Here is a 22,890-nt window from a genome sequence, read left to right on the forward strand (position 1 = left end):
CAAGAGGCGCCCACACAATCCAAGAGGGTTGCTGAAGAGGGCGTGGCCGAGGTGGGCCACACCCGAATTGCCGGGGTTAGCTTGCGTCATCCTGCTTGATGCCCAGCATGAAGGTGCCCTGGGGACGGATGGGCAGGTAGTGCTGATAGAACGCCTGATAGGTGGCCAGGGGATCGAGATCCTGGAAGAGATCCGGATAGAGGGCCTTGGCCATGAACTCGATGAGGGCGGCATCCATGATGCTGCGGGTGGCGCCGTGATAGACCGCGTAGAGGCGACCCTGCTTCACCGCAGGCATCTCGCTCCAGCCCGGACGGGCGGCAAAGCCTTGCAGACGCTGGCGCACGGTCTCTGCCGACACATCCTGGCCCACCTGCATGGCGACAGCACTGCTCACGCTCTCGTAGCCCGCCATCAGGATCACCTCGGGCTTGCTCGCCAGCAGTTGTTCCGGGTGGATGGGGCCCCAGCGATCGACGAAGGGGGCGGCCACGTTGTCGCCACCGGCCAGCAGGGCCATGGCGCCCCACATGTCCTTGCCATAGGTGTAGCTGTACTCGGCCGGACCCTTGTCACCCAGCTCGATGTAGACCCGGGGCGGCGTGCGCTTCGCGGCGGCGATGCGGGAGGTGATGGTGTCAATCTTGGCCTTGTACTCGTCGGCCATCTTCCGGGCGCGGGCTTCCTGGCCGGTCAGCTTGCCAAGCAGCAGGGTGCTCGCCATGTGCTGTGCCAGGGTCTGGGCGTTGTAGTCGATGACCACCACCGGGATCCCTGCCTGCTCAAGGCGTGGCAGGTCGGCGGCCAGGGCCTCATATTGCCACTTCGCCAGGATCACCAGGTCGGGCTTGACCGCCAGGGTCTTCTCGATGGAGAAGCTCTGATCCTGCACGTTGCCAAGGTCGGGGACCTTGGCCAGTTGTGGCTGGCTGGCCACATAGAGCGACCAGATGGCGGGACGGGACTTCATGAACCAGCCCAGGGACATGCCCACCAGGCGTTCGGCCCCGCCTTCACCGGCCACCGCCAGGTAATCTTCGGGATAGAAACCGAGCACGATGCGGTTTGCCGGAAGGCTGAGGGAGACCTTGCGGCCCATCACATCTTCCACTTCAACGGGGGGGGCGGCCTGCGCCATCCAGCTCACCAGGACGAGCTGGCCGAGCAGCAGCAACTTTGCCAGGGGGTGACGAAACATCTTGTAGCACCTCGAGAATAGAGACGGTCAAAAAAGAAAGTGAGAACTATTGCCATTCGTGAGCGCAAAAGCAACAAACGTTTGTGTCATCCCCTCTCTTGTTATTTCTGTCATTACTGGAACCGGTTCCACAAGAGCACCAGGAGAGAGTCCCATCCCCCGGTTTTCTGCCTTCTCGGGCCACGCAGGGAGTGGCGCCCGGTATGGCGCCCATGGATTTGCCCATGATTCGGAGTTTGTGAGTGGCGCTGTTCACGAAATGGTACCGGGCAGAGGCCTGCGTAATGCTCACCCGTCTGCCCCGGCGCCGATGTCGCTCCCTGACGGAGGCAGCCAGCAGGGGTTGGGGGGCGACAACTTCCTGCGCAGCGATGGCAGACACTGCCCATTCGGGTATTGCCCGTCACCTTGGCGCAACATTTTGTTGTCATTGTTAGCCAGCTCGCAGCAGCCCCAGCGTCGACGGGGCAGAGTGGGCGCGCAGTTTCGGCCGGGGGCTGACATGCCTCCCGCTGATGGCTGCATCCAAGGTGCTGCGGCCCGCCTTGTGCGGGGCGCCAATAACATGATCTGCAAATAAAAAAGGAAACTGACCATGTCAGGAAGACACTCTCTGGTGGCGCTGGCCGTCGGGCTGGCGCTGGCGGGACCGGCACAGGCACAACTGCTTATCACCGAATACCTGGAAGGGTCCGGCAACAACAAGGCGGTGGAGCTGAGCAACCTCGGCAGCGACCCCGTCGATCTCTCCCAATACCGGCTGGCCCTCTACGCCAACGGCAAACCCATCAGCGAATCCCCCACCAACAGCCTGGCGCTGCAAGGCACCCTCGCCCCGGGCGCCACCTTGGTGCTGGCCAACCCCTCCGCAAATGCCGAGATCCTGGCCAAGACGACCCAGACCAGCGGCAACCTGGTGTTCAACGGTGACGACGCCCTGGTGCTCTATCGCGGCAGCGAGATAATCGACAGCGTCGGCCAGGTAGGGGTGGATCCCGGCACGGCCTGGGTGTCGGGGAGCGTCTCGACCCTGGACATGACACTGCGCCGCAAGGCCACCGTCACCATGGGCCGCACTGATGCGACGTCGCCTTTTGATCCGGCGCAGGAATACGTGGCCGCCCCGAAAGATGACGCCAGTGGCCTGGGGTGCAGTGGCGATGGTCCCTGCGATGGCACCCAGCCGCCCGCCTTCGTCTGCCCGGTGGATCAGTTGGTGCCGGTGCCCGCCATTCAGGGCCCCGGCACCAGCAGCCCCCTGGTGCCGGCCGGCAAGTTCGAATCGGAACAGGCTTACGCCACCCGCGGCGTGGTGACCCAGGTAGTGAGCGGCCTCTACAAGGGCTTCTTCATTCAGGACGAGCAGGGGGACGGGGATGCGGCTACCTCCGACGGCCTCTTCGTCTACACCACCAAGGCCAACGCTGCCGTCGTGCCGGGGGCCGAGGTGTGCGTCTCGGGCAAGGTGAAGGAGTATTTCAACCAGACCCAGATCAACGCAGACGAGCTGGTGGTGACTCGGCCCGCTGGGGCAGTGCCGGCGGCGGTGGATCTGCTGCCGGTGGCGGGCGAGAGCCTGAGCCAGCTGCTGGAGCGTCACGAGGGGATGCAGGTACGGCTGGTGCCCGGCTCCAGCCTGGTGGTGACCCGCAACTTCAGCTTCGATTACGACGGCAAGCGCAACAACCTGGTGCTCTCTTATGGCGCGCCGCTCATCAAGTCGACCCAGAAATTTGCCGCCATGAGCCAGGAGGCGAGCGACTGGGCCCTTCGCAACCAGCAGAACCAGCTGGTGGTGGAGACCGACGCCAAGGCGCCGGACGGTGTGCTGCCCTGGTTCCCCGGCTTCAACGCCGAGGACGGTTACCTGCGCATCGGCGACAAGCTCAACGGGCTGGAGGGGGCCCTCGGTTACTCCTACAACCTGTTCAGGCTGGTGGCCAGCAACCGCATCGACGCGAGCCAGATCGATCACAGCGGCTGGGATCGGGTGGAAACCCCCGAGCTCGCCGAGGCAGGGGATCTGCGGGTCGCGAGCTTCAACGTGCTCAACTTCTTCACCACTGTGGTGGGGGGGGATGCCAACCCCACCGGCAGTAACCGGGGCGCCCTCACGGTGGCGGAGTTCGAGCTGCAGCGTACCAAGATCGTCAGCGCCATCACCCGCCTCAATGCCGACGTGGTGGGGCTGATGGAGATAGAGAACAACGGCTACGGCGACAACTCCGCCATCGCCAACCTGGTGGCGGCCCTCAACGCCGCCCTGCCGGACGAGGCGGATCACTACCGCTGGATTGCCTCGCCGGATGGCAAGCCCATCGGCACCGACGCCATCACGGTGGGGCTCATCTACCGACCCGCCAGCGTGAGCCCGCAAGGGGCCGCCAGCCTTATCGCGCTGCCGGTGCAGCAGGCCGAGGCGCAGGACACCAGCGGCAAGCCGGTGACCATCAATCAGGGGATGCGCGAGTCGCTGGTGCAGCGTTTCAGCTCGCCCAAGGGGGATGCGCCGCTGACCCTGGTGGTCAACCACCTCAAGTCCAAGGGCTCCGCCTGTTTCGAGGATTACCCCGACTACGCCACTGCCGATCCGCTGGATGGCCAGGGCCACTGCAACGCGCTGCGGGTCTCCGCCGCCAAGGTGCTGGGGGAGCACCTCAAGGATCTGGCCGGGGATCTGCTGCTCATCGGTGACATGAACGCCTATGGCATGGAAGATCCCATCCGGGTGCTGACTGACTATGATCCGGCCGCCCAATCGCGCCAGATCATGAGCGCCTCCTTCACCACCCTGGCGGGCCAGCCCTTCGAGGAGAGCGGCAGCGCCCTTGGCAAGGGGTATGGGTTTGTGAACCTCAACACCCGCTTCCACGGCACCGACACCTACTCCTACAGCTACGAAGGGGAGCTCGGCAACCTGGATCACGCCCTGGCAAACCCGAGCCTCGCAGCCAAGGTGATCGGCATCGAGGATTGGCACATCAACTCCGCCGAGAGCAACTTCTTCGAGTACGGCAGCAAGTACAGCGGCCAGCTGGCGAAATCCGAGGGCCCCTTCAGCGCCTCGGATCACGATCCGGTGCTGGTAGCCATCCAGTATCCGCTGCCGCCAGCCGGGGTATTGAGCCTCGAGAGCGCAGCCGCCAGCGTGGAGGAGGGGAATACCTTGTCCCTGAGTGTCAGTCGCAGCGACGGCAGCCATGGTGAGGCCAGCGTGAGTTATCGCATCGTCCATGGCAGCGCGGACGCAAGCGACGTGGCGCCCCTCACCGGCACCCTGCACTGGGCAGCTGGCCAGAGCGAGCCCCAGACCATCAGCATCCCGGTGAAGAGCGACACCCTGCACGAGGGGGACGAGACCTTTACCCTGGAGCTGTTTGACCCGAGTGGCGCGACCCTGGGGGATCAGCACCAGACCCTGGTGACCATCAAGGACAAGCTGGCACCGTCCACCATCTCGCTGGCTCAGGCCAGTATCACGGTGAACGAGGGGCAGTGGTTTGCCGAGATCCCCCTGGTGCGCAGCGGCGATCTCAGCAAGCCGGCCCGGGCCCGGGTGGCCCTTGACGGGGTCACGGCGCGCTGGGGGCTGGATTTCCTGCCCTGGTTCGGTCAGTCGGTGAGCTGGGCCGCGGGCGAGGGGGGCAGCAAGTCGGTCAAGGTGCTTATCATCGATGACTGGTTTGTCGAGCCCACCGAGCAGTTCAGGGTGAGCCTCGATCGGGTGGAAGGGGGCCAGCCCGGCGCCCTGCAGCAGACCCGGGTCGACATCCAGGACAACGACAAATCCTGGTGGCCCTTCGGTCGCCACTGAGGATGATTGAGCAACAAGAAAGGGGCCTGCGGGCCCCTTTCTGTTGAGAACACTTTTGTTGGGAAGACCTGTTGCAGGCAGGTTGGGTTGCGAAGATGAAAAAGGCCCACCGTCGTGGTGGGCCTTCCTCATGGCAGGGCGCTCCTAACGGAGTATCAACCCTGCGCGTTGCTCAGTACCAGCTTGCCATCCTTGACCGGAATGGTGGGGCCGGGTTGCTTCTCCATGCGTACCACCCCTTCCTGGCCGGCGAGGCGGTAGGTGACGTCATAGCCGATGGTGCGGGTGCTGCTCTCCTGCACCGTCTTGCAGCGCTGCTCCGTGGTGGTGTAGGTATCACCCGCCTGCATGTTGCCCTGCACCTGATTCCCGGCATAACCCCCTGCCACGGCACCGGCGGCGGTGGCCACCTTCTTGCCGCTGCCACCACCAAACTGGTGGCCGACCACGCCGCCCAGGGCCGCGCCAACCACGGTACCCAGGATCTTGTGCTCGTCCTGCACCGGCTTGCGGTGGGTCAGGGTGACGTTGCGGCACTCCTGACGCGGCGTCTTGATGGTCTCGGTCACCGGCTTGCTGGCCAGCACCTCGGCAAACTGGGGCTCTGATGAAAACAGGGATCCGCTGGCGACCGCCGACAATGCCAGCGCAGAGGCCACACCGATCCCGACACCTGCCAACATGGATTTGTTCATCACTCTTCTCCTCGTATTCATACCCGTTGAGGGCTTGGGATCATTCTTGGCATTTTGCGCCGCAGGCTCAAGGCAAGGGCCACGGGATCGCGACAGGGGCTGACTGCGCAAAAAGTGACCGCACAAAAATAGCGTCGGCGATTGGCGACAGGGAGAGCAGGGTCGAGGGCCCCTAAGACGTTTCGCTAATACCTGGGATCTGGCCCCCTTGATACCCTTTCATCCGGTTCCAGCCGGCATCCTGGCCCCGCATCAGGGCGCAATGCCGGTCGTGGTGAACCGCGAGAGCCACCCCGTTTTGTGTCCCTGTGAGGAAGGATCCGATGACAGAGCAGAACATGTACGACGCCGGCCTTGGCAAGACGCCCGCCAATTTCGAGGCGCTGACCCCCTTGAGCTTTCTGGGGCGGGCCGCCCGGGTCTATCCCGACTATCCGGCGCTGATCCACGGGCCCCTGCGCCAGAGCTGGGCCCAGACCGAACGCCGTTGCCGCCAGCTCGCCTCGGCCCTGCGCCGTCGCGGCATTGGCGAGGGGGACACCGTCTCCATCGTCGCCCCCAATGTGCCGGCCATGTTCGAGGCGCACTTCGGGGTACCCATGAGCGGCGCCGTGCTCAACACCATCAACACCCGGCTCGATGCGGACGCCATGGCCTTCATCTTCCAGCACGCCCAGATCAAGGTGGTGCTGGTGGACCGGGAGTTCGGCGCCGTGGTGCGAAAGGCGCTCTCTCTCATTGATAGCCAGCCCCTGGTGATCGCCATCGACGATCCCCTCTACCGGGAAGGGGAGCTGGTCGGCGAGCTCGACTACGAGGGGTTCATCGCCCTGGGGGACGGGGACGAACCCGGCTGGCTGCCGGCGGACGAGTGGCAGGCCATTTCCCTCAACTACACCTCCGGCACCACGGGGAACCCCAAGGGGGTGGTCTATCACCATCGCGGCGCCCACCTCAATGCGGTCAACAATGCCCTCTCCTGGGAGCTGCCCAAGCACCCCGTCTACCTCTGGACCCTGCCGATGTTCCACTGCAACGGCTGGTGCTTCCCCTGGACCCTGGCGGCCACCGCCGGGGTGAGCGTCTGCCTGCGCCACGTGCAGGCGGCGGCCATCTACGGGGCGCTGCGCGAGCACAAGGTGAGCCATTTCTGCGCCGCTCCCATCGTGCTCAATATGCTGAACAATGCCGATCCGGTCCTCAAGCAGGGGCTCGACCACCCCGTCAAGGCGATGACGGCGGGGGCAGCGCCACCCGCCACCGTGATCGCCGGCATGGAGGCGATGGGGATCGCCGTGACCCATGTCTATGGCCTCACCGAAACCTATGGCCCCTGCGTGGTGTGCGAGCCGCAAAGACACTGGCAGGGGCAGGATGCCACCACCCTCTCCCGTCTCAAGGCGCGCCAGGGGGTGGCCTCCCCCCTGCAAGGAGAGATGCGGGTCATCAACCCCGTCAGCGGCGAGCCGGTCCCCATGGATGGCAAGACCCTGGGAGAGATAGTGCTGCGGGGCAACATCGTCATGAAGGGCTACCTCAAGAACCCGGCGGCGAGCGAGGAGGCGATGGCACAGGGATGGTTTCGAAGCGGGGATCTCGCGGTCTGGCACCCGGACGGCTATGTGGAGATCAAGGACAGATCCAAGGACATCATCATTTCCGGCGGGGAGAACATCTCTAGCCTGGAGGTGGAAGACGTGCTCTATCGCCACCCCGATGTGGAAGAAGCCGCGGTGATCGCCATGCCGGACGAGACCTGGGGGGAGGTGCCCTGCGCCTTCGTCAAGCTCAAGGAGGGGCGCGAGCTCACCCAGGCCGAGCTCATTGCGTTCTGCCGCGAGCAGATGGCCCACTTCAAGGCCCCCAAGCGCATCATCTTCACCCCGCTGCCCAAGACCTCTACCGGCAAGGTGCAAAAATTCATGCTGCGCAAGCAGTTGGCGTGACGACAAAGGCGCCGCGCCATCAACGGGCCTGCGGGCCCGTTTTGTGTTGCGCGATGCAAAGAAGCAGGGCCTCGCCGGTAGCGGTCGCCAGCCAACAAGACGTGCCTTTCGAGCCCGTCCCGGCTTACCATGGCCGCCATGTCCCGCCAGCCTGAGGATGCCTGTGAGAAAATCGGACCGACTGTTTCAACTGACCAACCTGCTGCGGGCGCATCAACCCCTGACCGCCCGGGATCTGGCGATGCGCCTGTGCGTGTCGGAGCGCACCATCTACCGCTATATCGACGATCTCTCTTTGGCGGGCATTCCCGTTTACGGGGAAGCCGGGCTGGGCTATCGGCTGAGCGAGGGGTTCGAGATGGCCCCCCTGCAGTTGAGCGCTGCCGAGCTGGAGGCCCTCATCACCGGGGTAAACCTGGTGGCGGTGCTGACGGGCAAGGGGATGGCCGATCCGGCCCGCGCCCTGCTCGCCAAGATTGAGGCGGCCCTGCCCGCCAAGGAGGCTCGGGCACCTCGCGTCCCCGTGGTGCGGGTGCCGGACTATCCCACGGCGCAGCCGGCATACGCTCGCTGGGACAGGTTGCACGACGCCATCACGGCCGGTCACTGGCTGTACATTGGCTACCGGGATGCCAGCGCCAGCAGGACGGAACGCCAGCTCTTTCCCCTCGGGCTCTTCTACTGGGGCGGATGCTGGACGCTCGGCGCCTGGTGTGCGCTGCGCCGGGCCTACCGGGATTTCAGGGTGGATCGCATCGACACCCTGGCGTCGTGCCGACCGGGAGAAGGGGCACCACCAGGCGCGACCCTGGCCGATTACCTTGCCCTGCGCCAGTCGGATGCGTTTCCCCCTGGGCGCCGTGGCGCCGAAAAAGTCATTCAGGACTGACACAAGGCTGTCAGTAGCCCTTCGTTATGCTGGGTTCTCCAGACCATCCACAACGGAGAAAACGAGATGATCATCAAGGGTGACATGCAACAGGCAGGGGGCGTCGAATTTGCCACCTTCAGGCTCAGGGAAGGGGTGACGGAGGCGGATTTGCTCGCCCTGTCACGGCGGGTCGAGTCCGAGTTTCTTGTCCAGCAATCCGGGCTCATCATGCACTGCCTGCTGCGCGGCGCCGACGGCCTCTATGCGGACGTGGTGATGGCCCCCAGCCAGTCGCTGGTGGAAGCCTACTGCCAGCAGTGGCTGCACAACGACGTGGCAGGGGAGTACCTGACCCTGCTTGACCATGACTCGGTCAACATGAGCTTCTGGACCCGTATCGGCTGAGGGCGGCGCGGGGCCTGCCATCCCCCGGCGAGGGGGCAATCATGAAATGAAACGGGCCCATAGGGCCCGTTTTGTTGAACAGAATTCAATAATTACTTGGTGTGGCGCTCATGCAGGCGCTGCACCACATCCTTCAAACCCAAGCCTTCGTTTTGCAGCAGCACGGTCAGGTGGTAGAGCAGGTCAGCGGATTCGTTGATGAGCTCTTCTCTGTCTTTCGCCATGGCGGCCAGGGCCACTTCCACCCCCTCTTCGCCCACCTTCTGGGCGATGCGCTTGGTGCCTTTGCCATAGAGGCTGGCGGTGTAGCTGGTGGCGGGATCTGCCCCTTTGCGTGATGCCAGGATCTGTTCGAGCTCGGCCAGGAAGCCGAGCGGCGGCACGGGGTGGCCGTCGAAGCAGGAGGGGTTGCCCAGATGGCAGGTGGGGCCGACCGGGTCGGCGGCAATGAGCAGGGAGTCCTGATCACAGTCGGTGGTGATGGCGACGAGCTTGAGCACATGGCCCGAGCTCTCGCCCTTGGTCCACAGGCGCTGCTTGCTGCGGCTGAAGAAGGTGACCTGGCCGGTGGTCTGGGTCTTTTCCAGCGCCTCGCGGGTCATGAAGCCCTGCATCAGCACTTCGCCGCTGAGGGAATGCTGGACGATGGCGGGGATCATGCCCTCACACTTGGCCCAGTCCAGGCGCTCGGCCAGCGGCAATGCATTGTCTACTGCTTGATTATTCACGGATGGCGACTCCTTCGTTTTTCAGCCAGCGTTTCAATTCGGGAATGGGAATGAGGCCCTTGTGGAACACGGAGGCGGCCAGCGCCCCGTCCACGTCGGCCAGGGTAAAGGCATCGCGAAAGTGCGCCATGGCCCCGGCGCCGCCGGAGGCGATGAGGGGCACCTTGCACGCGGCGCGCACCAGCTTGAGCTGCTCAAGGTCGTACCCCTGACGCATGCCGTCCTGGTTCATCACGTTGAGCACTATCTCCCCCGCGCCCCGGCGCTGCACTTCCTGTACCCACTCCAGGGTGGTCCAGGTGGTGGTGCGGGTGCGGCTCTCGTCGCCGGTAAACTGTTTGACCTGATATTGACCGAGGGCGGCATCGAAGTAGGAGTCGATACCCACCACCACGCACTGCACGCCGAAGCGCTCGGCGAGCCGGGTGATCAGGGTGGGATCGGCCAGGGCGGGGGAGTTGATGGAGACCTTGTCGGCACCGAACTCCAGGATCTGGCGGGCATCCTCCACGCTTTTGATGCCGCCGGCGACGCAGAAGGGGATGTCGATGACTTCCGCCACCCGGCTTACCCAGCTCTTGTCCACTACCCGTTCGTCGCTCGAGGCGGTGATGTCGTAGAAGACCAGCTCATCGGCGCCCTCGGCGGCGTAGCGGCGGGCGAGGTCGACAATGCCGCCCATCACCTCGTGGTTGCGAAACTGCACGCCCTTGACCACCACGCCATCTTTGACGTCGAGACAGGGGATAATACGCTTTGACAACATGCTCATTGCTCCATGTAAAGCACGGTTAAAGAAACGTCGTTCTGCCGCCGGCGTTGGCCCGGGCGGCGGACGTGAACACGGTTGGCATGCCTTGAACGGGGGCCCCTGACGGGGGAAACGACAGGCCCGGCAGGCCGTCTCGTCGCCTCTGGGCACCCCACTATATGCATGACTTTATTCAGTGATTCAACCCTTTGTCGCCCTTCACCTGCCCCGGATGGCAGGCTGGCGCCTCGGGGAGGGGAGCCCGATCGTCCGGGTGGGTCTCGTCCGTTGCCATATGCTGGCGCAGGGTGAGCAGGGCGGCATCAAAATCAAACGCCTTCAGTTGCCTGGTCAGGGTGTCGCTGCGAGACCCCAGCATGAGGCGAAGGGGGCCGGCATACTGCTCGTAGAGGGGGATCACGGCGGTGTCGCTTTGCACCAGCAGGGCTTCCATCTGGGCCAGCAGTTGCTGGCGCCACTGATCTCCCAGGGGCACCAGATCGGTGGTCGGGGCGGCGAGATCGTCCCCGAGCAGAGCGCAAAGGGCGGCGATCTCTTCATCGATGGATGACATGAGTCCGGTGGGCTCAGTGTCGCCGCCCGCGATGGCCTGCTCCAGGGCCAGGCAGTGGCGCGACAGCTCACGCGCCCCCAGGGTGCTCGCCACGCCGCGCAGGCTGTGGACCATGCGGGTCGCACCGCTGTGCTCCCCGGCTTGCAAGTGGCGGTGCAGCCGGGCCATGTCCTGGCCATGCTCATGGATGAAGTAGCGAAGCAGGGCCAGGTATTTCTCCTGATTGCCGTTGAGGGCCGCCAGCCCCTGGTCGAGATCCAGACCCGGGTGTGCCTGCAGGCGGGCAAGGGGGCCTGTCACGGGATGGCGAGTGTTGTCGTCCGGGGCAAGCTCGGGGACCTTGCCCTGGGGCAACCAGCGCTGCAGGGCGTCAAACAGCTTGGCGGGGGTGACGGGCTTGGCAATGAAATCGTTCATGCCGGCCGATGCGCTCGCCTTTCTGTCCTCCTCGAAGGCGCTGGCGGTGAGCGCCAGGATGGGCAACCTGTCCATGCCGGGCAGGGCCCGGATGGCGCGGGTGGCGCTGTAGCCATCCATCACCGGCATCTGTATGTCCATCAGGATGAGGTCGAAGGGGTGCTGGCTGACGAGGGCCAGGGCCTCCTGGCCGTTGACGGCCGTCTCGATGACGAGGCCGCTGTGGCACAGGAGCTCGAGCACCACTTCCCGGTTGATGGCGTTGTCTTCCACCAGCAGGACTCGGGCGTGGCGAGGGAAGCTGAAGGCCTGTTGGTTCCCTTGCTCGGACGGGGTCCGGGAAGGGGCGTCCTCCTTTGCCTTGAACAGCCTGGCGGTAAACCAGAAGCAGCTTCCCTGGCCTGGCTCGCTGGTGACTCCAACCTCACCCCCCATCAGGGCGGCGATCCGGCTGGTGATTGCAAGGCCAAGGCCAGTGCCGCCATATCTGCGAGTGGTGGAGACATCCGCCTGTTCGAACGCCTGGAACAGCTTCTCGCGCTGCGCAGGGGTGATGCCGATGCCGGTGTCTTCCACCTCGAAGCGCAGCAGGTAGCCGGTGGTGAGGGGGCGGGCCAGCCTGACGCGCAGGGTGACGGTTCCCTGCTCGGTGAACTTGATGGCGTTGGTCGCATAGTTGAGCAGGGCCTGGCGCAGGCGGGTGATGTCGCCGTGCACCCAGGCGGGGGTATCGCCGATGTCCGTCACTATGGTGAGCCCCTTGGCCCTGGCCTGGTCGCTCATCAGGGTGCGGACGTTGTCCAGCATGGCGGTGAGGGAGAAATCGGTCAGATCCAGCGTCATCTTGCCCGCATCTATCTTGGAGAGATCCAGGATGTCGTTGAGGATGCTGAGCAGGTGCTGGGCGGCAGTGTCTATCTTGGTCAGCCGTTCGAGGTCGGTGGGATCCCGGGTGTCGCGCTTGAGCAGATAGGTGAGCCCCAGGATGGCATTCATGGGGGTGCGGATCTCGTGGCTCATGTTGGCAAGGAAGGCGCTCTTGGCGTGGTTGGCACTTTCGGCCCGCTGGTGGGCCTGGGCCAGCTGCCGGGTGCGCTCGTTGACCATCTCCTCCAGGTGGTAGCGATACTGGTCCAGCTCCTCGCCGAGCTGCTTCTTCTCGGTGATGTCGGCCTGGACCGTGACGTAGTGGGTGATTTCGCCGCTCTCCTGGCGGATCGGCGACACCGTGGCCAGCACCTGGTAGTGGGAGCCATCCTTGCGCTGGTTGATGAATTCGCCATGCCAGCGCTGGCCGTGGTTGATGGCATCCCACAGGGCGACATAGCTGGCATCCGGGGTGAGGCCAGAGCGCAGCAGGGACGGGGTCCGGCCTATCACCTCATGCTGCTGGTAACCGCTGGCGGCGAGGAAGGCGGGGTTGACGTACTCGATGCGCGCCAGGGTGTCGGTGATGAAGACGCCGTCAGGGCTCTGTTCGAGGGCCAGGGACAACTGGCGCAACTGCTGCTCGGCCAGCTTGCTCTGGGTGATGTCCAGATGGATGCCAAGGAGGCGCACGGGCTGCTGCTGGGCGTCCCGGTAGACGCTCCCTTTGCTCACCAGCCAGCGGATGCCGCCATCTGGCAGCAGGATCCTGAACTCCAGCTCGACGGGGGCGCCGCTGACCGCCCGCTCCGCCAGCAACTGCTCGATGCGGGGCCTGTCATCCGGATGCAGGCAGGCATGCCAGGCGGCCAGCTCGCCGAGCGCCTCGGCACTGCGGCCATAGAGGCGGGCGCATTCCGGCGAGAAGAAGAGACGGTTGCTGACCATGTCCCATTCCCAGATGCCGACATGGGCCCCTTCCTGGGCCATCAGCAGGCGCTGTTCGCTCTCGCGCAGGGCGCTGCTGACGGTTTCGGCGCGTACCCGTGCACTGATGGCGTCGTCCATCAGGTTCAGGGCTGCGAGGCGAGCACGACGCTGGGTATCGAGCGCCATCTGCTGATTGTGTTGCAGGCGCTGCTCCGCGAGCTTGCGCTCCGTGATGTCCTGCACGGTGCCGTAGAGCTCGAGTATGGTGCCATCCCTGTCCCTGAGCGCCGCCCCGCGGGCAATGACCCAGGCGGTCTCCCCCTGCTCCGTGATCACTTCGGCATCGCACTCGTAGGGCTGCCCGTCCAGCCTGCAGCGCTCGACGGCCTGGGCCACCGTGTGCCACCCCTCCTGGGTGAAGTATTTTCTGACCTCGGGATAGACGGCGGGGGGGAGGGCGGGATCCCGGCCATAGATGCGATAGATCTCCGGTGACCAGAAGTGGCTGTCATCGGCCACGCGCCAGCGCCAGTTCCCTATCTTGGCGAGACGCTGGGACTCGCGCAGTATGGCTTCGTTGCGGCGCAGCGCCTCCTCGGTCTCCTTGTTCTGCCGGTTGTCCTCGATGATGGAGATGAAGTAGTCGGGATTGCCTTCGGCGTCGCGCACCAGGGCCACCGTCAGGGTGGTCCAGATGATCTCGCCTCCCTTGTGCAGGTAGCGCTTCTCCAGGGTGTAGTGGGGGATGGTCCCCGCCAGCACCCGGGCCACGTGGGCCTCATCGAGGTAGAGATCGTCCGGGTGGGTCAACTGCTGGAACGTCATCCCGGTGAGCTCGTCGGCCCGGTAGCCCAGGATGTGGCACAGTCGCTGATTGACACGCAGCCAGTGTCCATCGGGTGAGACCAGGGCGATGCCGACCGCCGCCTGTTCGAAGGTGACCTGGAAGCGGTTCTCGCTCTGCTGCAACTGGTTCTGGGTGTTCATCAGCTCCTGCCAGCGCAGGACCTCTCTGGCCCGGGCGCGATGAAAGGCGGCACTGAGCACGCTGATGAGCAGACCGTTGGCGATGAGCAGGCACCATTGCACCAGATCCTGGCCAGCCTCGACACTCAGTGAATAAATGGGGGGGAGCATGAAATAGCTGGTGACCAGGGCAGTGATCAGGGTGCAGAGCAGACCTGGCAACAAGCCCCCCAACAGGGCGCAAACGATGATGGGCAACATGAAGAGAACCAGCAGCGGTCGCTCGCCAAAGGCAATGGGCAGCTGGACCCGGATTTGCAACATCAGAACGGGCAGCAGCACGGCCAGCAGGGAGATCCCCCAGCGCTGGGTGGAGGGACGCACATGCCACAGGGGTGACCAGCTCATCATGGGAGATCCTCCGGTGGCATGGGGGCCTGGGGATAGGGGGGCGGCACTCCGAGCTGACGGGAGAGCCCGTTGATCTGGTGCTTGAGGGCCAGCATGGCGAGCTCCCTGTCCACCATCACCTTGTTGAACCGCTCCAGCTCATGGTTCTGCTGGCGCAGCTCGCTGGCCTGGCGGGTCAGGGCCTGTTCAACCTGCTCCCGTTCGGTGACATCGAGCAGAATGCCGATGATGGCGGGCTGGCCGAGGTAGTCGACGCGCCGCCCGTACAGCTCGACCTCCAGGGACTCCCCGTGCTGATGCAGGGCACTGAAGCGGGTGTGGATATCGCGCGCGTCCTGCTCGCACGCGCGCACCAGCTCGGCGACCCTGGTGCTGTCCTTGGGAGCGGCCAGGGCGTGCAACTGGCCAACGGCGATCAGCGCCCCCGGGGTGTCATAGCCAAACAGTCGGGCAAAACAGGGGTTGATGTAGCAGAGCCGACCCTGCTGGATGATGTAGATCCCGGCAAGGGATTGCTCCACCAGTGCACGGAACAGTCCCTCGCGCTCTCGCAAGTCGGCCTCGGCCCGTTTGAAGTCCGTGATGTCCCGAGAGATGCCGAAGATCCCGATCACCTGCCCCTCGCTGTCTTGCAAGGGACCCTTGGTTGCGAGAAACACATGCTCGCCATCGGGCAGGGTCAGGTACTCCTCCTCGGTCTGCACCCGGTTGCGCTCTATGACCTGGCGCCCGGATGCCATCAGCATCTGCGCCTGCTGCGGCGGGAAGAGCGTCAGATCATCCTGGTCCAGCACCTCGTCAACCGGCTTGCCGACAAACTGGCTGGCGGCCCGGTTGAAGAGGATGTATCTGCCCTCCTTGTTCTTGGCGAAGATGGCGTCTTCCGAGCTGTCGGCGATGGCGGAGAGCAGTTGCAACGCCTCCAGCCGCTGGGACTGGGAGTGCTGGAGCTGCTCGGCCATCTGCAGCCGGGTGTGCTGGCGCAGCAGGATGATGCCGGCGTTGGTGACAAAGAGCACCAGCAGGCCGATGAGACCGATCCAGACGCTCTCCTTGAAGGTGGCCTGGTAGAGTTCCGCCTTGTCGATCTTGGCCAGCAGGTACCAGTCCGTGTTCATGACCGGATAGACAACCCCGAAGACCTCGCTGCCCCGGTAATCCTGGCCATAGAGTACCTGGGGCGTGCCGCGTTCGGCGAGCCGCAAATACTGGGCTGCCAGCAGGGTGGGGTGGGTGACGGGATAGTGCAGGGTGAGAGCCGGTTCCGGGCGATAGCGCAGGCTACTCAGATAGTGCACCTGATCCCCTTGCTGGCGAAACAGAATGGCTTCTCCGCTGCTGTCTGGGACGGGCCAGGACCCCAGGATCTGATCGAGCCAGCGATTTGCGCTTATCTGCATCACCAGCACGGGGGCAGGTCCTGCAACGACCTCCAGATTGACCAGAAAGTCCAGCCTGGCGTGACCGCGATCATCGAGATAGGGACCAAGACGCATGACGTTGCCCTGCTCGAGCCGTGGCAGGGCGTCACGCAACGTGGCATTCATGGTGTCGCCACCCGGGGTATGCCACAGGGGCTGTCCGGCAGGATTGAACACGGCCGCACCGTGAAATCCGCGTACCGAGATGAATTCGAGCAGCCTTGCCAGTGGTGGGGTGATCGCTTCGGGTGAGGATGGTGCTTGTCCGGGACGATAGAAATCAGTACTGCCCAGACCCTTTATGAGCTGGTGAATATCCTCCTCGTGGGTACCGAGCCACTCGGTGACGCGCTGGCTCTTGAGATCGGCGATGGCTTCGAGACGAGCCACCTCCTTGTTGCGTGCCAGTTCGATGTTGCGGGCGATGGCCATGGCGGTCAGGGCCAGAATGAGCCCGTTGAGCAACAGGAAGGGGATCCATTGACGCCGCGTAAAGACAGGTGTGCTGCCGGTGGTGTCAATGCGACGACGCAGCATGGCATAGAGCATGAGGGCCGTGATGAGGATGAAGAGCCAGCCCTTGATGGTGCTTGCCATGGCGAACTGGGCAGGGGTGCTGAACAGCCACTCCACCGCCTTGTCGGAGAGCAGGATCCACAGGCTTGCCACGGCGGCATAGGTGAGCACGACGTTGAGCACATGTGCCCGGGTCAGGGGAGCCTCAGCCATCCACGGCCTCGCTGCCATCCTGGTAGCGTTCGGCAATGGTGACGAACGCGTCGAAATGGCGATCGAAGGCGGTCACGACATCGGGATCGAAATGGTGGCCACTGCCGGAGAGGATGAGGGCGCGAGCCTCGTCGTAGCTCATGGCCGGCTTGTAGACCCTGGCGCAGATGAGGGCGTCAAACACGTCTGCCAGCGCCATCAGGCGGGCCGAGAGGGGGATGGCGTCCCCTTGCAAGCCGTCCGGGTAGCCGCTGCCATCCCACTTCTCGTGGTGCCAGTGGGCGATCTCCTTGGCCAGGGTGAGGAAGGCCAGGGGCTGCTCCATGTCCTGTTCGGCCTCCTCGATGGCATCGCTGCCGAGCTTGGCGTGGGTGCGCATGATCTGCCACTCCTCCGGGGTCAGCTTGCCCGGCTTGAGCAGGATGTGGTCGGGAATGCCCACCTTGCCAATATCATGAAACGGTGCGGAGCGGCTCAGCAGGTCGATGTAACCCGGGGTCAGGGTATCGGCGAAACGGGGGTGATCAGCCAGAGCGCTTGCCAGCAGACGCACATAGCCCTGGGTGCGCAGGATATGGTTGCCGGTTTCGGGGTCGCGGATCTCCGCCAGATGAGCGAGAGCGCGGATGGAGACCTGCTGGATCAGGTCGTTTTCCGCCATTCGCCGCGCGACCTCGGCTTCCAGCGCCGCATTCTGGTTTTGCAGACCGTCACGGGCCTGCTTGGCCTCCAGCTGGGTACGCACCCGGGCCTGAACGACCACCGGCTTGATGGGCTTGGTGATGTAATCGGCGGCGCCGAGGGAGAGGCCGAACTCCTCGCTCTGGGGGTCGGCGAGGGCGGTGAGCAGAACGACGGGAATACGGCTGCTGATCGGGGACTGACGCAATTGCCTGAGCACTTCATAACCATCCATGCCGGGCATCATCACATCCAGCAGGATGAGGTCAGGCTTTGGATCCGCGCTGACGATGCGCAGGCATTTTTCCCCGCTCTGCGCAGCCAGCACGCGGTAATGAGGCGAAAGCAATTCGGTCAGTACCATCAGATTTTCGGGTGAGTCGTCGACGATCAGGATGGTGGCGTTGTGAGGTGTCAACATATGTCTTCCATGACGCTATCCCTGTGAGGTCGAGTATAGAGCCAATTGCTGCCAAATCATAAGGTTCGCCCCCATCGGGGAGAAAGAGGCCTGCCCGGATGGGCAGGCTGTCTGATGCCGGAAAGGGGCGCGTCACGCAGCGCGGCCGTCACCCCAGCAGCGAATGGCTTCTGCCACGTCAAACTTGCCCTCCAGCAGGGCACGGCCGAGGATGATCCCCTTGACGCCGGTTCCCTTGAGCGCCTCGATATCCGCCAGACCGCCGATACCGCCGGAGGCCTGGAAGCCGACGCTCGGGTAGCGGGCACAGAGATCCCGGTAGAGTTCGACGTTGGTGCCCGCCAGGGTACCGTCCCGGCTGATGTCGGTGCAGAGCACGTGTCTGAGCCCGGCGGGGAGGAAGCGCTCGATCAGCGCCTCGATGGAGATGCCGCTGTTCTCCTGCCAGCCAGCCACCGCGATGTGGCGGTTACCCTGTTCATCGATGTTGACATCCAGGGCCAGCACGATGCGCTCGGGGCCATATTTCTCCATCCAGCTGGCCACCAGATCCGGGGATTTGACGGCGGTGGAACCGATCACCACCCGGCTGGCGCCGGCCGCCAGCAAGTCGGCCACGTCCTGTTCGCTGCGCACGCCGCCGCCGACCTGCACCGGTGCCTCGGTGGCGGACAGCAGCTGGGCGATGAGGGCCAACTGGCGGGCCTTGGCATCTTTGGCGCCGTCCAGATCCACCAGGTGCAACTGCGCCGCCCCCTGGCTGACATAGTCATCGAAGCGGGCCTGCGGATTGTCGCTGTAGGCGGTTTTCTGGCCGTAGTCGCCCTGGTAGAGGCGCACGACCTGACCGTTGATAAGGTCGATTGCGGGAATAATCATGCCTGTCATAGCTCCAGAAAGTTTTGCAGTAGGCGGGCACCGGCCGGGCCGGATCGCTCCGGGTGGAATTGGGCGCCAAAGAAGTTGTCCCGCCCGACGATGGCGGTAAAGGGCAGGCCGTAGTCGCAGGTCGCCAGGGTCGCGTCGGTCACCTCCAGCGCATAGGAGTGGACAAAGTAGAAGTAGCTGCCGCTGGGAATGCCTTTGAGTAGCGGGTGGGTCTCGTCGTGCTCAATCTGGTTCCAGCCCATGTGGGGCAGGCGCAGGTTGCCTACCTCCATCAGGCGGATCCTGCCAGGCACGATGCCGAGGCAGTCGATGAGTGCTCCTTCGCTGCCATCGGCGCTCATGTTCTCTTCCGAGGCCTGTGCCAGCATCTGCATGCCGAGGCAAAAACCGAGCAACGGCTGCTTGGCGGCGCGAATGAGGGGCACCAGTTCCCGCTCATTGAGGTTCTTCATGGCGGCGATGGCGGTGCCGACGCCGGGCAGGATCAGCTTGTCCGCCTGCTCGATGTCGGCGGCCTTGCAGCTCACCCTGGGTTGCACGCCGAGGCGCTCGAACGCCATGCGCACCGAGGCGAGGTTCGCGCAGCCGGTGTCGATGATGACCAGGTTCTGTTTCCCCATCACAGCACCCCCTTGCTGGAGGGAAGCTCGCTCCCTTCCACGCGAATGGCCTGGCGCAGGGCGCGGCCAAAGCCTTTGAACAGCGCCTCCACCTGGTGGTGGGTGTTGCCGCTGCCCACCTTCATCTGCAAGGTGATGGCCATGGCGTCAGAGAGGGAGCGGAAGAAGTGGGGCACCATCTCGGTGGCCATCTCTCCCACGCTGTCGCGACCAAAGCCGCTCGGGCAGTCGAACACGAAGTAGGGGCGGCCGCTCAGATCCAGCGCCGTGGCCACGTCCAGCTCGGTCAGCGAGGTGTTGTCAGCCTCCTGGCGGGGACGCCCGTCGATCACCGCCTGCACCTCGTCCATCGCCAGCACGAAGCCGAAGCGGCCGATGCCGCGCTTGTTGCCAAGGGCCTGGCGCAGGGCTTGACCCAGCGCCAATCCCACATCTTCCACCGTGTGGTGATCGTCGATGTGCAGATCGCCGCTCACTTTGAGCTTGAGGCGAAAGCCCGCGTGGGTCGCTATCTGATCCAGCATGTGATCGAAGAAGCCGATGCCGGTGGCGATCTGGTTGCCACCGCTCTTGTCGAGATCCACCGCCACCTGGATGCGGGTCTCCTTGGTGTAGCGCTCCACCTCGGCCACGCGCCCCTTGGAGAGCTGCTGATCACGAATGGCAGTCCAGCCGTGATCTTGCGGGTGGTAGCGTATGCCGCGGATGCCCATGTTCTCGGCAAGCTGGATGTCGGTCTGTCTGTCGCCAATCACGAAGGAGTTGGCAAAGTCGATGCGGCCCGAGGCGAGATACTCCTTCACCAGCCCAAGGTGAGGCTTGCGGCAGCTGCAACCGTCGGTGGGGAAGTGGGGACAGATCAGCACTTGCTCCCAGGTGACGCCCTGGGATTCGAAGAGGTGCATCATCAGGTCGTGAGGCGGCTGGAAGTGTTCAAGGGGCAGGCTGGCGGTGCCGAGCCCATCCTGGTTGGTCACCATCACCAGCACGTAGCCGGCGGCCTGGAGCTCACGCAGCACAGGTATCACCATGGGCTCGAAGCGCAGCTTCGCAAGGCTGTCCACCTGCTTGTCGGTGACCGGCTCCTCGATCAGGGTGCCGTCACGGTCGATAAACAAAAACGGGGTTTTCATCGCTACATCCTTGCTTGTCTTACAGAGAGGGTGGGGGCAGGTCACGCAGCACGGCGAGCACGGCGTCCATTTCGCCCTGATAGCCGATGGTGATGCGGATGCTGTTGTCAAGGCCAGGCTTGCTGGAGAAATCACGCAAGATGATGCCGGCGGCCTTCATGGCGGCGAACACGGCGGCGCCATCTTTGAAGCGCACCAGCACGAAGTTGCCCTTGTCCTCGAACACTTCCTTGACGCAGGACAGACGAAGCAGCTCCGCCTTGATGAGCGCCTTTTGCTTGTTGAGTTCCAGCACCCGCTCCTGCATCAATTCCAGCCCCATGGGAGAGAGCGCCTGGGCGGCAATCTGGGCGATGGGGTCGGGAATGGGGTAAGGCGCGATCACCTTGGCCAGCATGGCAATCACCTCGGGATCCCCCAAAGTAAAGCCGCAGCGGATCCCCGCCAGGGCGAAGGCCTTGGAGAGGGTACGGGTCACCACCAGGTTCGGGTATTGGGCGAGCAGGTCCACCACGGAGGCCTCCGGGCAGAACTCGATGTAGGCCTCGTCCACGACGATGATGGCGCGGTCCCGGGCCTTCTCCAGCAGGGCGACGAGTCCCTTGCGGCCCACCAGATCCCCGGTGGGATTGTTGGGGGAGCAGAGGAACACCAGCTTCACGTCAGAGAGGCGATCGGCGATGGCGGGCCAGTCCGGCTGACGGCTGGCGGTCAATGGCTGCTCGACAATCCCCACGCCACAGGTCTCGGCGCTGATGGCGTACATGCCGTAGGTGGGGGGGCAGATGAGGATCTGATCTTCCCCTGCCTCGCAGAAGGTGCGGATCAGCAGCTCGATGGCCTCGTCGGCACCACGGCTCACCAGCACCTGATCCGGATTGATCCCGGCGTAGGCGGCATAGCCGTTCACCACCTCGGCCGGCTGGCACTCGGGATAGCGGTTGAGGCGGCTCCCCTCGACGGTGAAGGGATAGGCCAGGGGGGCCTCGTTGGCATTGAGCCAGACGTGGCCCTGGCCGCCGATGCGGCGCGCGGACTGGTAGGGAGTGAGAGCCCGCACGACGCGACGGGCCAGATTGACGATGCTCATGACAAATCCTTCTGCTGTGCTGTTTGTTGGGGCTCGGCGGCCAGGGCGTTCAACCTGAGGGTGACGGCATGCTTGTGGGCATCGAGTCCCTCGGCCTGGGCGATGCGCTGGACGATGGGGCCAAGGCCGCGAATGCCGTCTGCAGTGAGCTCTTGAACCGTGTAGCGGCGCTGATAGTCGGCAAGCCCCAGGCTCGAGCAGGTGCGGGCATAGCCGTAGGTGGGCAGGGTGTGGTTGGTGCCGCTGGCGTAATCACCGACCGACTCCGGTGTCCATGCCCCGAGGAAGATGGAGCCCGCGTTCTCGAGCTTGTCCAGCAGATCCCGGGGTGCCCGGGTCTGCACGATGAGGTGTTCCGGGGCATAGGCGTTGGAGATGGCGCAGGCCTCCTCCAGGTTGTCGCAGAGGATCACCAGGCTTGCCTTCAGGGCTTGCTCGGCGATGTCGCGGCGGCTGAGGTCGGCGAGCTGCGCCTGGAGCTCGCTGCCGATGGCATCGGCCAGGGAAGCGGAGGTGGTCACCAGCACCACCTGGCTGTCGGGGCCGTGCTCGGCCTGGGAGAGCAGATCCGATGCCACGAAGGCCGGGTTGGCGCTCTCGTCTGCGATCACCAGCACCTCGGAGGGGCCGGCTGGCATGTCGATGGCGGCGCCCCGCCAGTCACGGGAAACCTGGCCCTTGGCTTCGGTCACATAGGCGTTGCCCGGGCCGAAGATCTTGTCCACCTTGGGGATGGTCTGCGTGCCATAGGCCATGGCCGCGATGGCCTGAGCGCCGCCGATGGCGAACACCTGGCGAACGCCACAGGCGCGGGCGGCAAACAGGATCTCGTCGCTCGCCGGAGACGGGGTGCAGAGCACCACTTCACGACAACCGGCTATGGCGGCCGGAATGGCCAGCATCATCACGGTGGAGGGGAGCGGCGCACTGCCTCCCGGGACATAGAGACCGACCCGGCTGATGGGTTGGGTGCGCAGCTCGCACAGCACCCCGGGCTGGGTCTCGACTCGGACGACGGGCTGCACCTGGGCGGCGTGGAAGGTACGGATATTGGCGATGGCGGCCTCGATGGCACCCTTGATGTCATCACCGAGTCGAGCGCAGGCGGCATCCACTTCCGCGTCGCTCACCCGAAGCTGTTCCCGGGGCGCGCGTTCGAAACGCTGGCTCAGCTCGCGCAGGGCCTCATCGCCCCGGCTGCGTACCGCGGCAATGATGTCTCGCACCACAGTACCGATGTCGGCTTCGTCGCCAAGGGCGGGCCGGGTCAGGACCTCGGCTTGCCGGGCGGGGGAGAGGGTCTTCCAGATCAGGGTCTGCATGATGTGTCTTCC

General features: G+C 64.5%; 16 protein-coding genes. 4 read left to right on the forward strand and 12 right to left on the reverse strand.

The genetic code is table 11. The annotated features are described in order from the left end of the window. Positions 1–76: 76 nt before the first annotated feature. Complete coding sequence (locus H7R73_RS11560; RefSeq protein ID WP_103260093.1) at positions 77–1,198, reverse strand: ABC transporter substrate-binding protein; 1,122 nt, start codon at positions 1,196–1,198, stop codon at positions 77–79. A gap of 595 nt (positions 1,199–1,793) precedes the next feature. Here H7R73_RS11560 and H7R73_RS11565 point away from each other — a divergent pair. Then, a complete protein-coding gene (locus H7R73_RS11565) occupies positions 1,794–5,012 on the forward strand; it encodes an ExeM/NucH family extracellular endonuclease (RefSeq protein WP_103260094.1) in 3,219 nt (1,072 codons plus the stop codon). A gap of 155 nt (positions 5,013–5,167) precedes the next feature. Here H7R73_RS11565 and H7R73_RS11570 read toward each other — a convergent pair whose 3' ends face one another. Beyond that, a complete protein-coding gene (locus H7R73_RS11570; protein ID WP_010674678.1) occupies positions 5,168–5,707 on the reverse strand; it encodes a glycine zipper 2TM domain-containing protein in 540 nt (179 codons plus the stop codon). A 323-nt stretch (positions 5,708–6,030) separates the two neighbouring features. Here H7R73_RS11570 and H7R73_RS11575 point away from each other — a divergent pair, with 323 nt between their 5' ends. The 3 genes from H7R73_RS11575 (at position 6,031) to H7R73_RS11585 (ending at position 8,929) form a co-directional block, all read left to right on the forward strand. Continuing rightward, the gene (locus H7R73_RS11575; RefSeq protein ID WP_103260095.1) at positions 6,031–7,653 is read left to right on the forward strand and encodes an acyl-CoA synthetase; all 1,623 of its coding nucleotides are present in this window, start codon (positions 6,031–6,033) and stop codon (positions 7,651–7,653) included. A 190-nt stretch (positions 7,654–7,843) separates the two neighbouring features. Continuing rightward, a complete protein-coding gene (locus tag H7R73_RS11580; protein ID WP_182951738.1) occupies positions 7,844–8,542 on the forward strand; it encodes a helix-turn-helix transcriptional regulator in 699 nt (232 codons plus the stop codon). A gap of 66 nt (positions 8,543–8,608) precedes the next feature. Continuing rightward, positions 8,609–8,929: a hypothetical protein gene (locus tag H7R73_RS11585; RefSeq protein ID WP_039039125.1), complete on the forward strand. Its 321-nt coding sequence runs from the start codon at positions 8,609–8,611 to the stop codon at positions 8,927–8,929. Between the two features lie 92 nt (positions 8,930–9,021). On the opposite strand, the gene hisIE is transcribed toward H7R73_RS11585, so the two are convergent. The 10 genes from hisIE to hisD all read right to left on the reverse strand — a co-directional run bounded on the left by hisIE (position 9,022) and on the right by hisD (position 22,878). Further along, the gene (hisIE, locus tag H7R73_RS11590; RefSeq protein ID WP_029314506.1) at positions 9,022–9,657 is read right to left on the reverse strand and encodes a bifunctional phosphoribosyl-AMP cyclohydrolase/phosphoribosyl-ATP diphosphatase HisIE; all 636 of its coding nucleotides are present in this window, start codon (positions 9,655–9,657) and stop codon (positions 9,022–9,024) included. Then, entirely contained in the window at positions 9,650–10,423 is a 774-nt protein-coding gene (gene hisF, locus H7R73_RS11595) for an imidazole glycerol phosphate synthase subunit HisF (protein ID WP_042017601.1), read from the reverse strand. Before hisF ends, hisIE begins: the two co-directional genes overlap by 8 nt. A 178-nt stretch (positions 10,424–10,601) precedes the next feature. Beyond that, entirely contained in the window at positions 10,602–14,573 is a 3,972-nt protein-coding gene (locus tag H7R73_RS11600; protein ID WP_103260097.1) for a PAS domain S-box protein, read from the reverse strand. Continuing rightward, a complete protein-coding gene (locus H7R73_RS11605; RefSeq protein WP_182951127.1) occupies positions 14,570–16,723 on the reverse strand; it encodes a PAS domain S-box protein in 2,154 nt (717 codons plus the stop codon). Before H7R73_RS11605 ends, H7R73_RS11600 begins: the two co-directional genes overlap by 4 nt. Then, a complete protein-coding gene (locus tag H7R73_RS11610; RefSeq protein WP_103260099.1) occupies positions 16,716–17,825 on the reverse strand; it encodes a response regulator in 1,110 nt (369 codons plus the stop codon). The genes H7R73_RS11605 and H7R73_RS11610 overlap by 8 nt, the downstream gene beginning before the upstream one ends. A 132-nt stretch (positions 17,826–17,957) precedes the next feature. Continuing rightward, entirely contained in the window at positions 17,958–18,704 is a 747-nt protein-coding gene (gene hisA / locus H7R73_RS11615; protein WP_010674689.1) for a 1-(5-phosphoribosyl)-5-[(5-phosphoribosylamino)methylideneamino]imidazole-4-carboxamide isomerase, read from the reverse strand. Between the two features lie 5 nt (positions 18,705–18,709). Beyond that, the gene (gene hisH, locus H7R73_RS11620; RefSeq protein WP_039039129.1) at positions 18,710–19,333 is read right to left on the reverse strand and encodes an imidazole glycerol phosphate synthase subunit HisH; all 624 of its coding nucleotides are present in this window, start codon (positions 19,331–19,333) and stop codon (positions 18,710–18,712) included. Continuing rightward, positions 19,333–20,466: a bifunctional histidinol-phosphatase/imidazoleglycerol-phosphate dehydratase HisB gene (gene hisB, locus H7R73_RS11625; RefSeq protein WP_182951128.1), complete on the reverse strand. Its 1,134-nt coding sequence runs from the start codon at positions 20,464–20,466 to the stop codon at positions 19,333–19,335. Before hisB ends, hisH begins: the two co-directional genes overlap by 1 nt. Before the next feature lie 19 nt (positions 20,467–20,485). Further along, positions 20,486–21,556 (reverse strand): histidinol-phosphate transaminase, encoded by a 1,071-nt coding sequence (hisC, locus tag H7R73_RS11630; RefSeq protein ID WP_103260100.1) that lies wholly within the window; start codon positions 21,554–21,556, stop codon positions 20,486–20,488. After that, on the reverse strand, positions 21,553–22,878 hold the full coding sequence (gene hisD, locus H7R73_RS11635) for a histidinol dehydrogenase (RefSeq protein ID WP_039039132.1): 1,326 nt from the start codon (positions 22,876–22,878) through the stop codon (positions 21,553–21,555). Before hisD ends, hisC begins: the two co-directional genes overlap by 4 nt. Between the last annotated feature and the right edge of the window lie 12 nt (positions 22,879–22,890).

The sequence above is a fragment of the Aeromonas sp. WP2-W18-CRE-05 genome, assembly GCF_014168615.1.
Taxonomy (GTDB): Bacteria; Pseudomonadota; Gammaproteobacteria; order Enterobacterales; family Aeromonadaceae; genus Aeromonas; species Aeromonas caviae.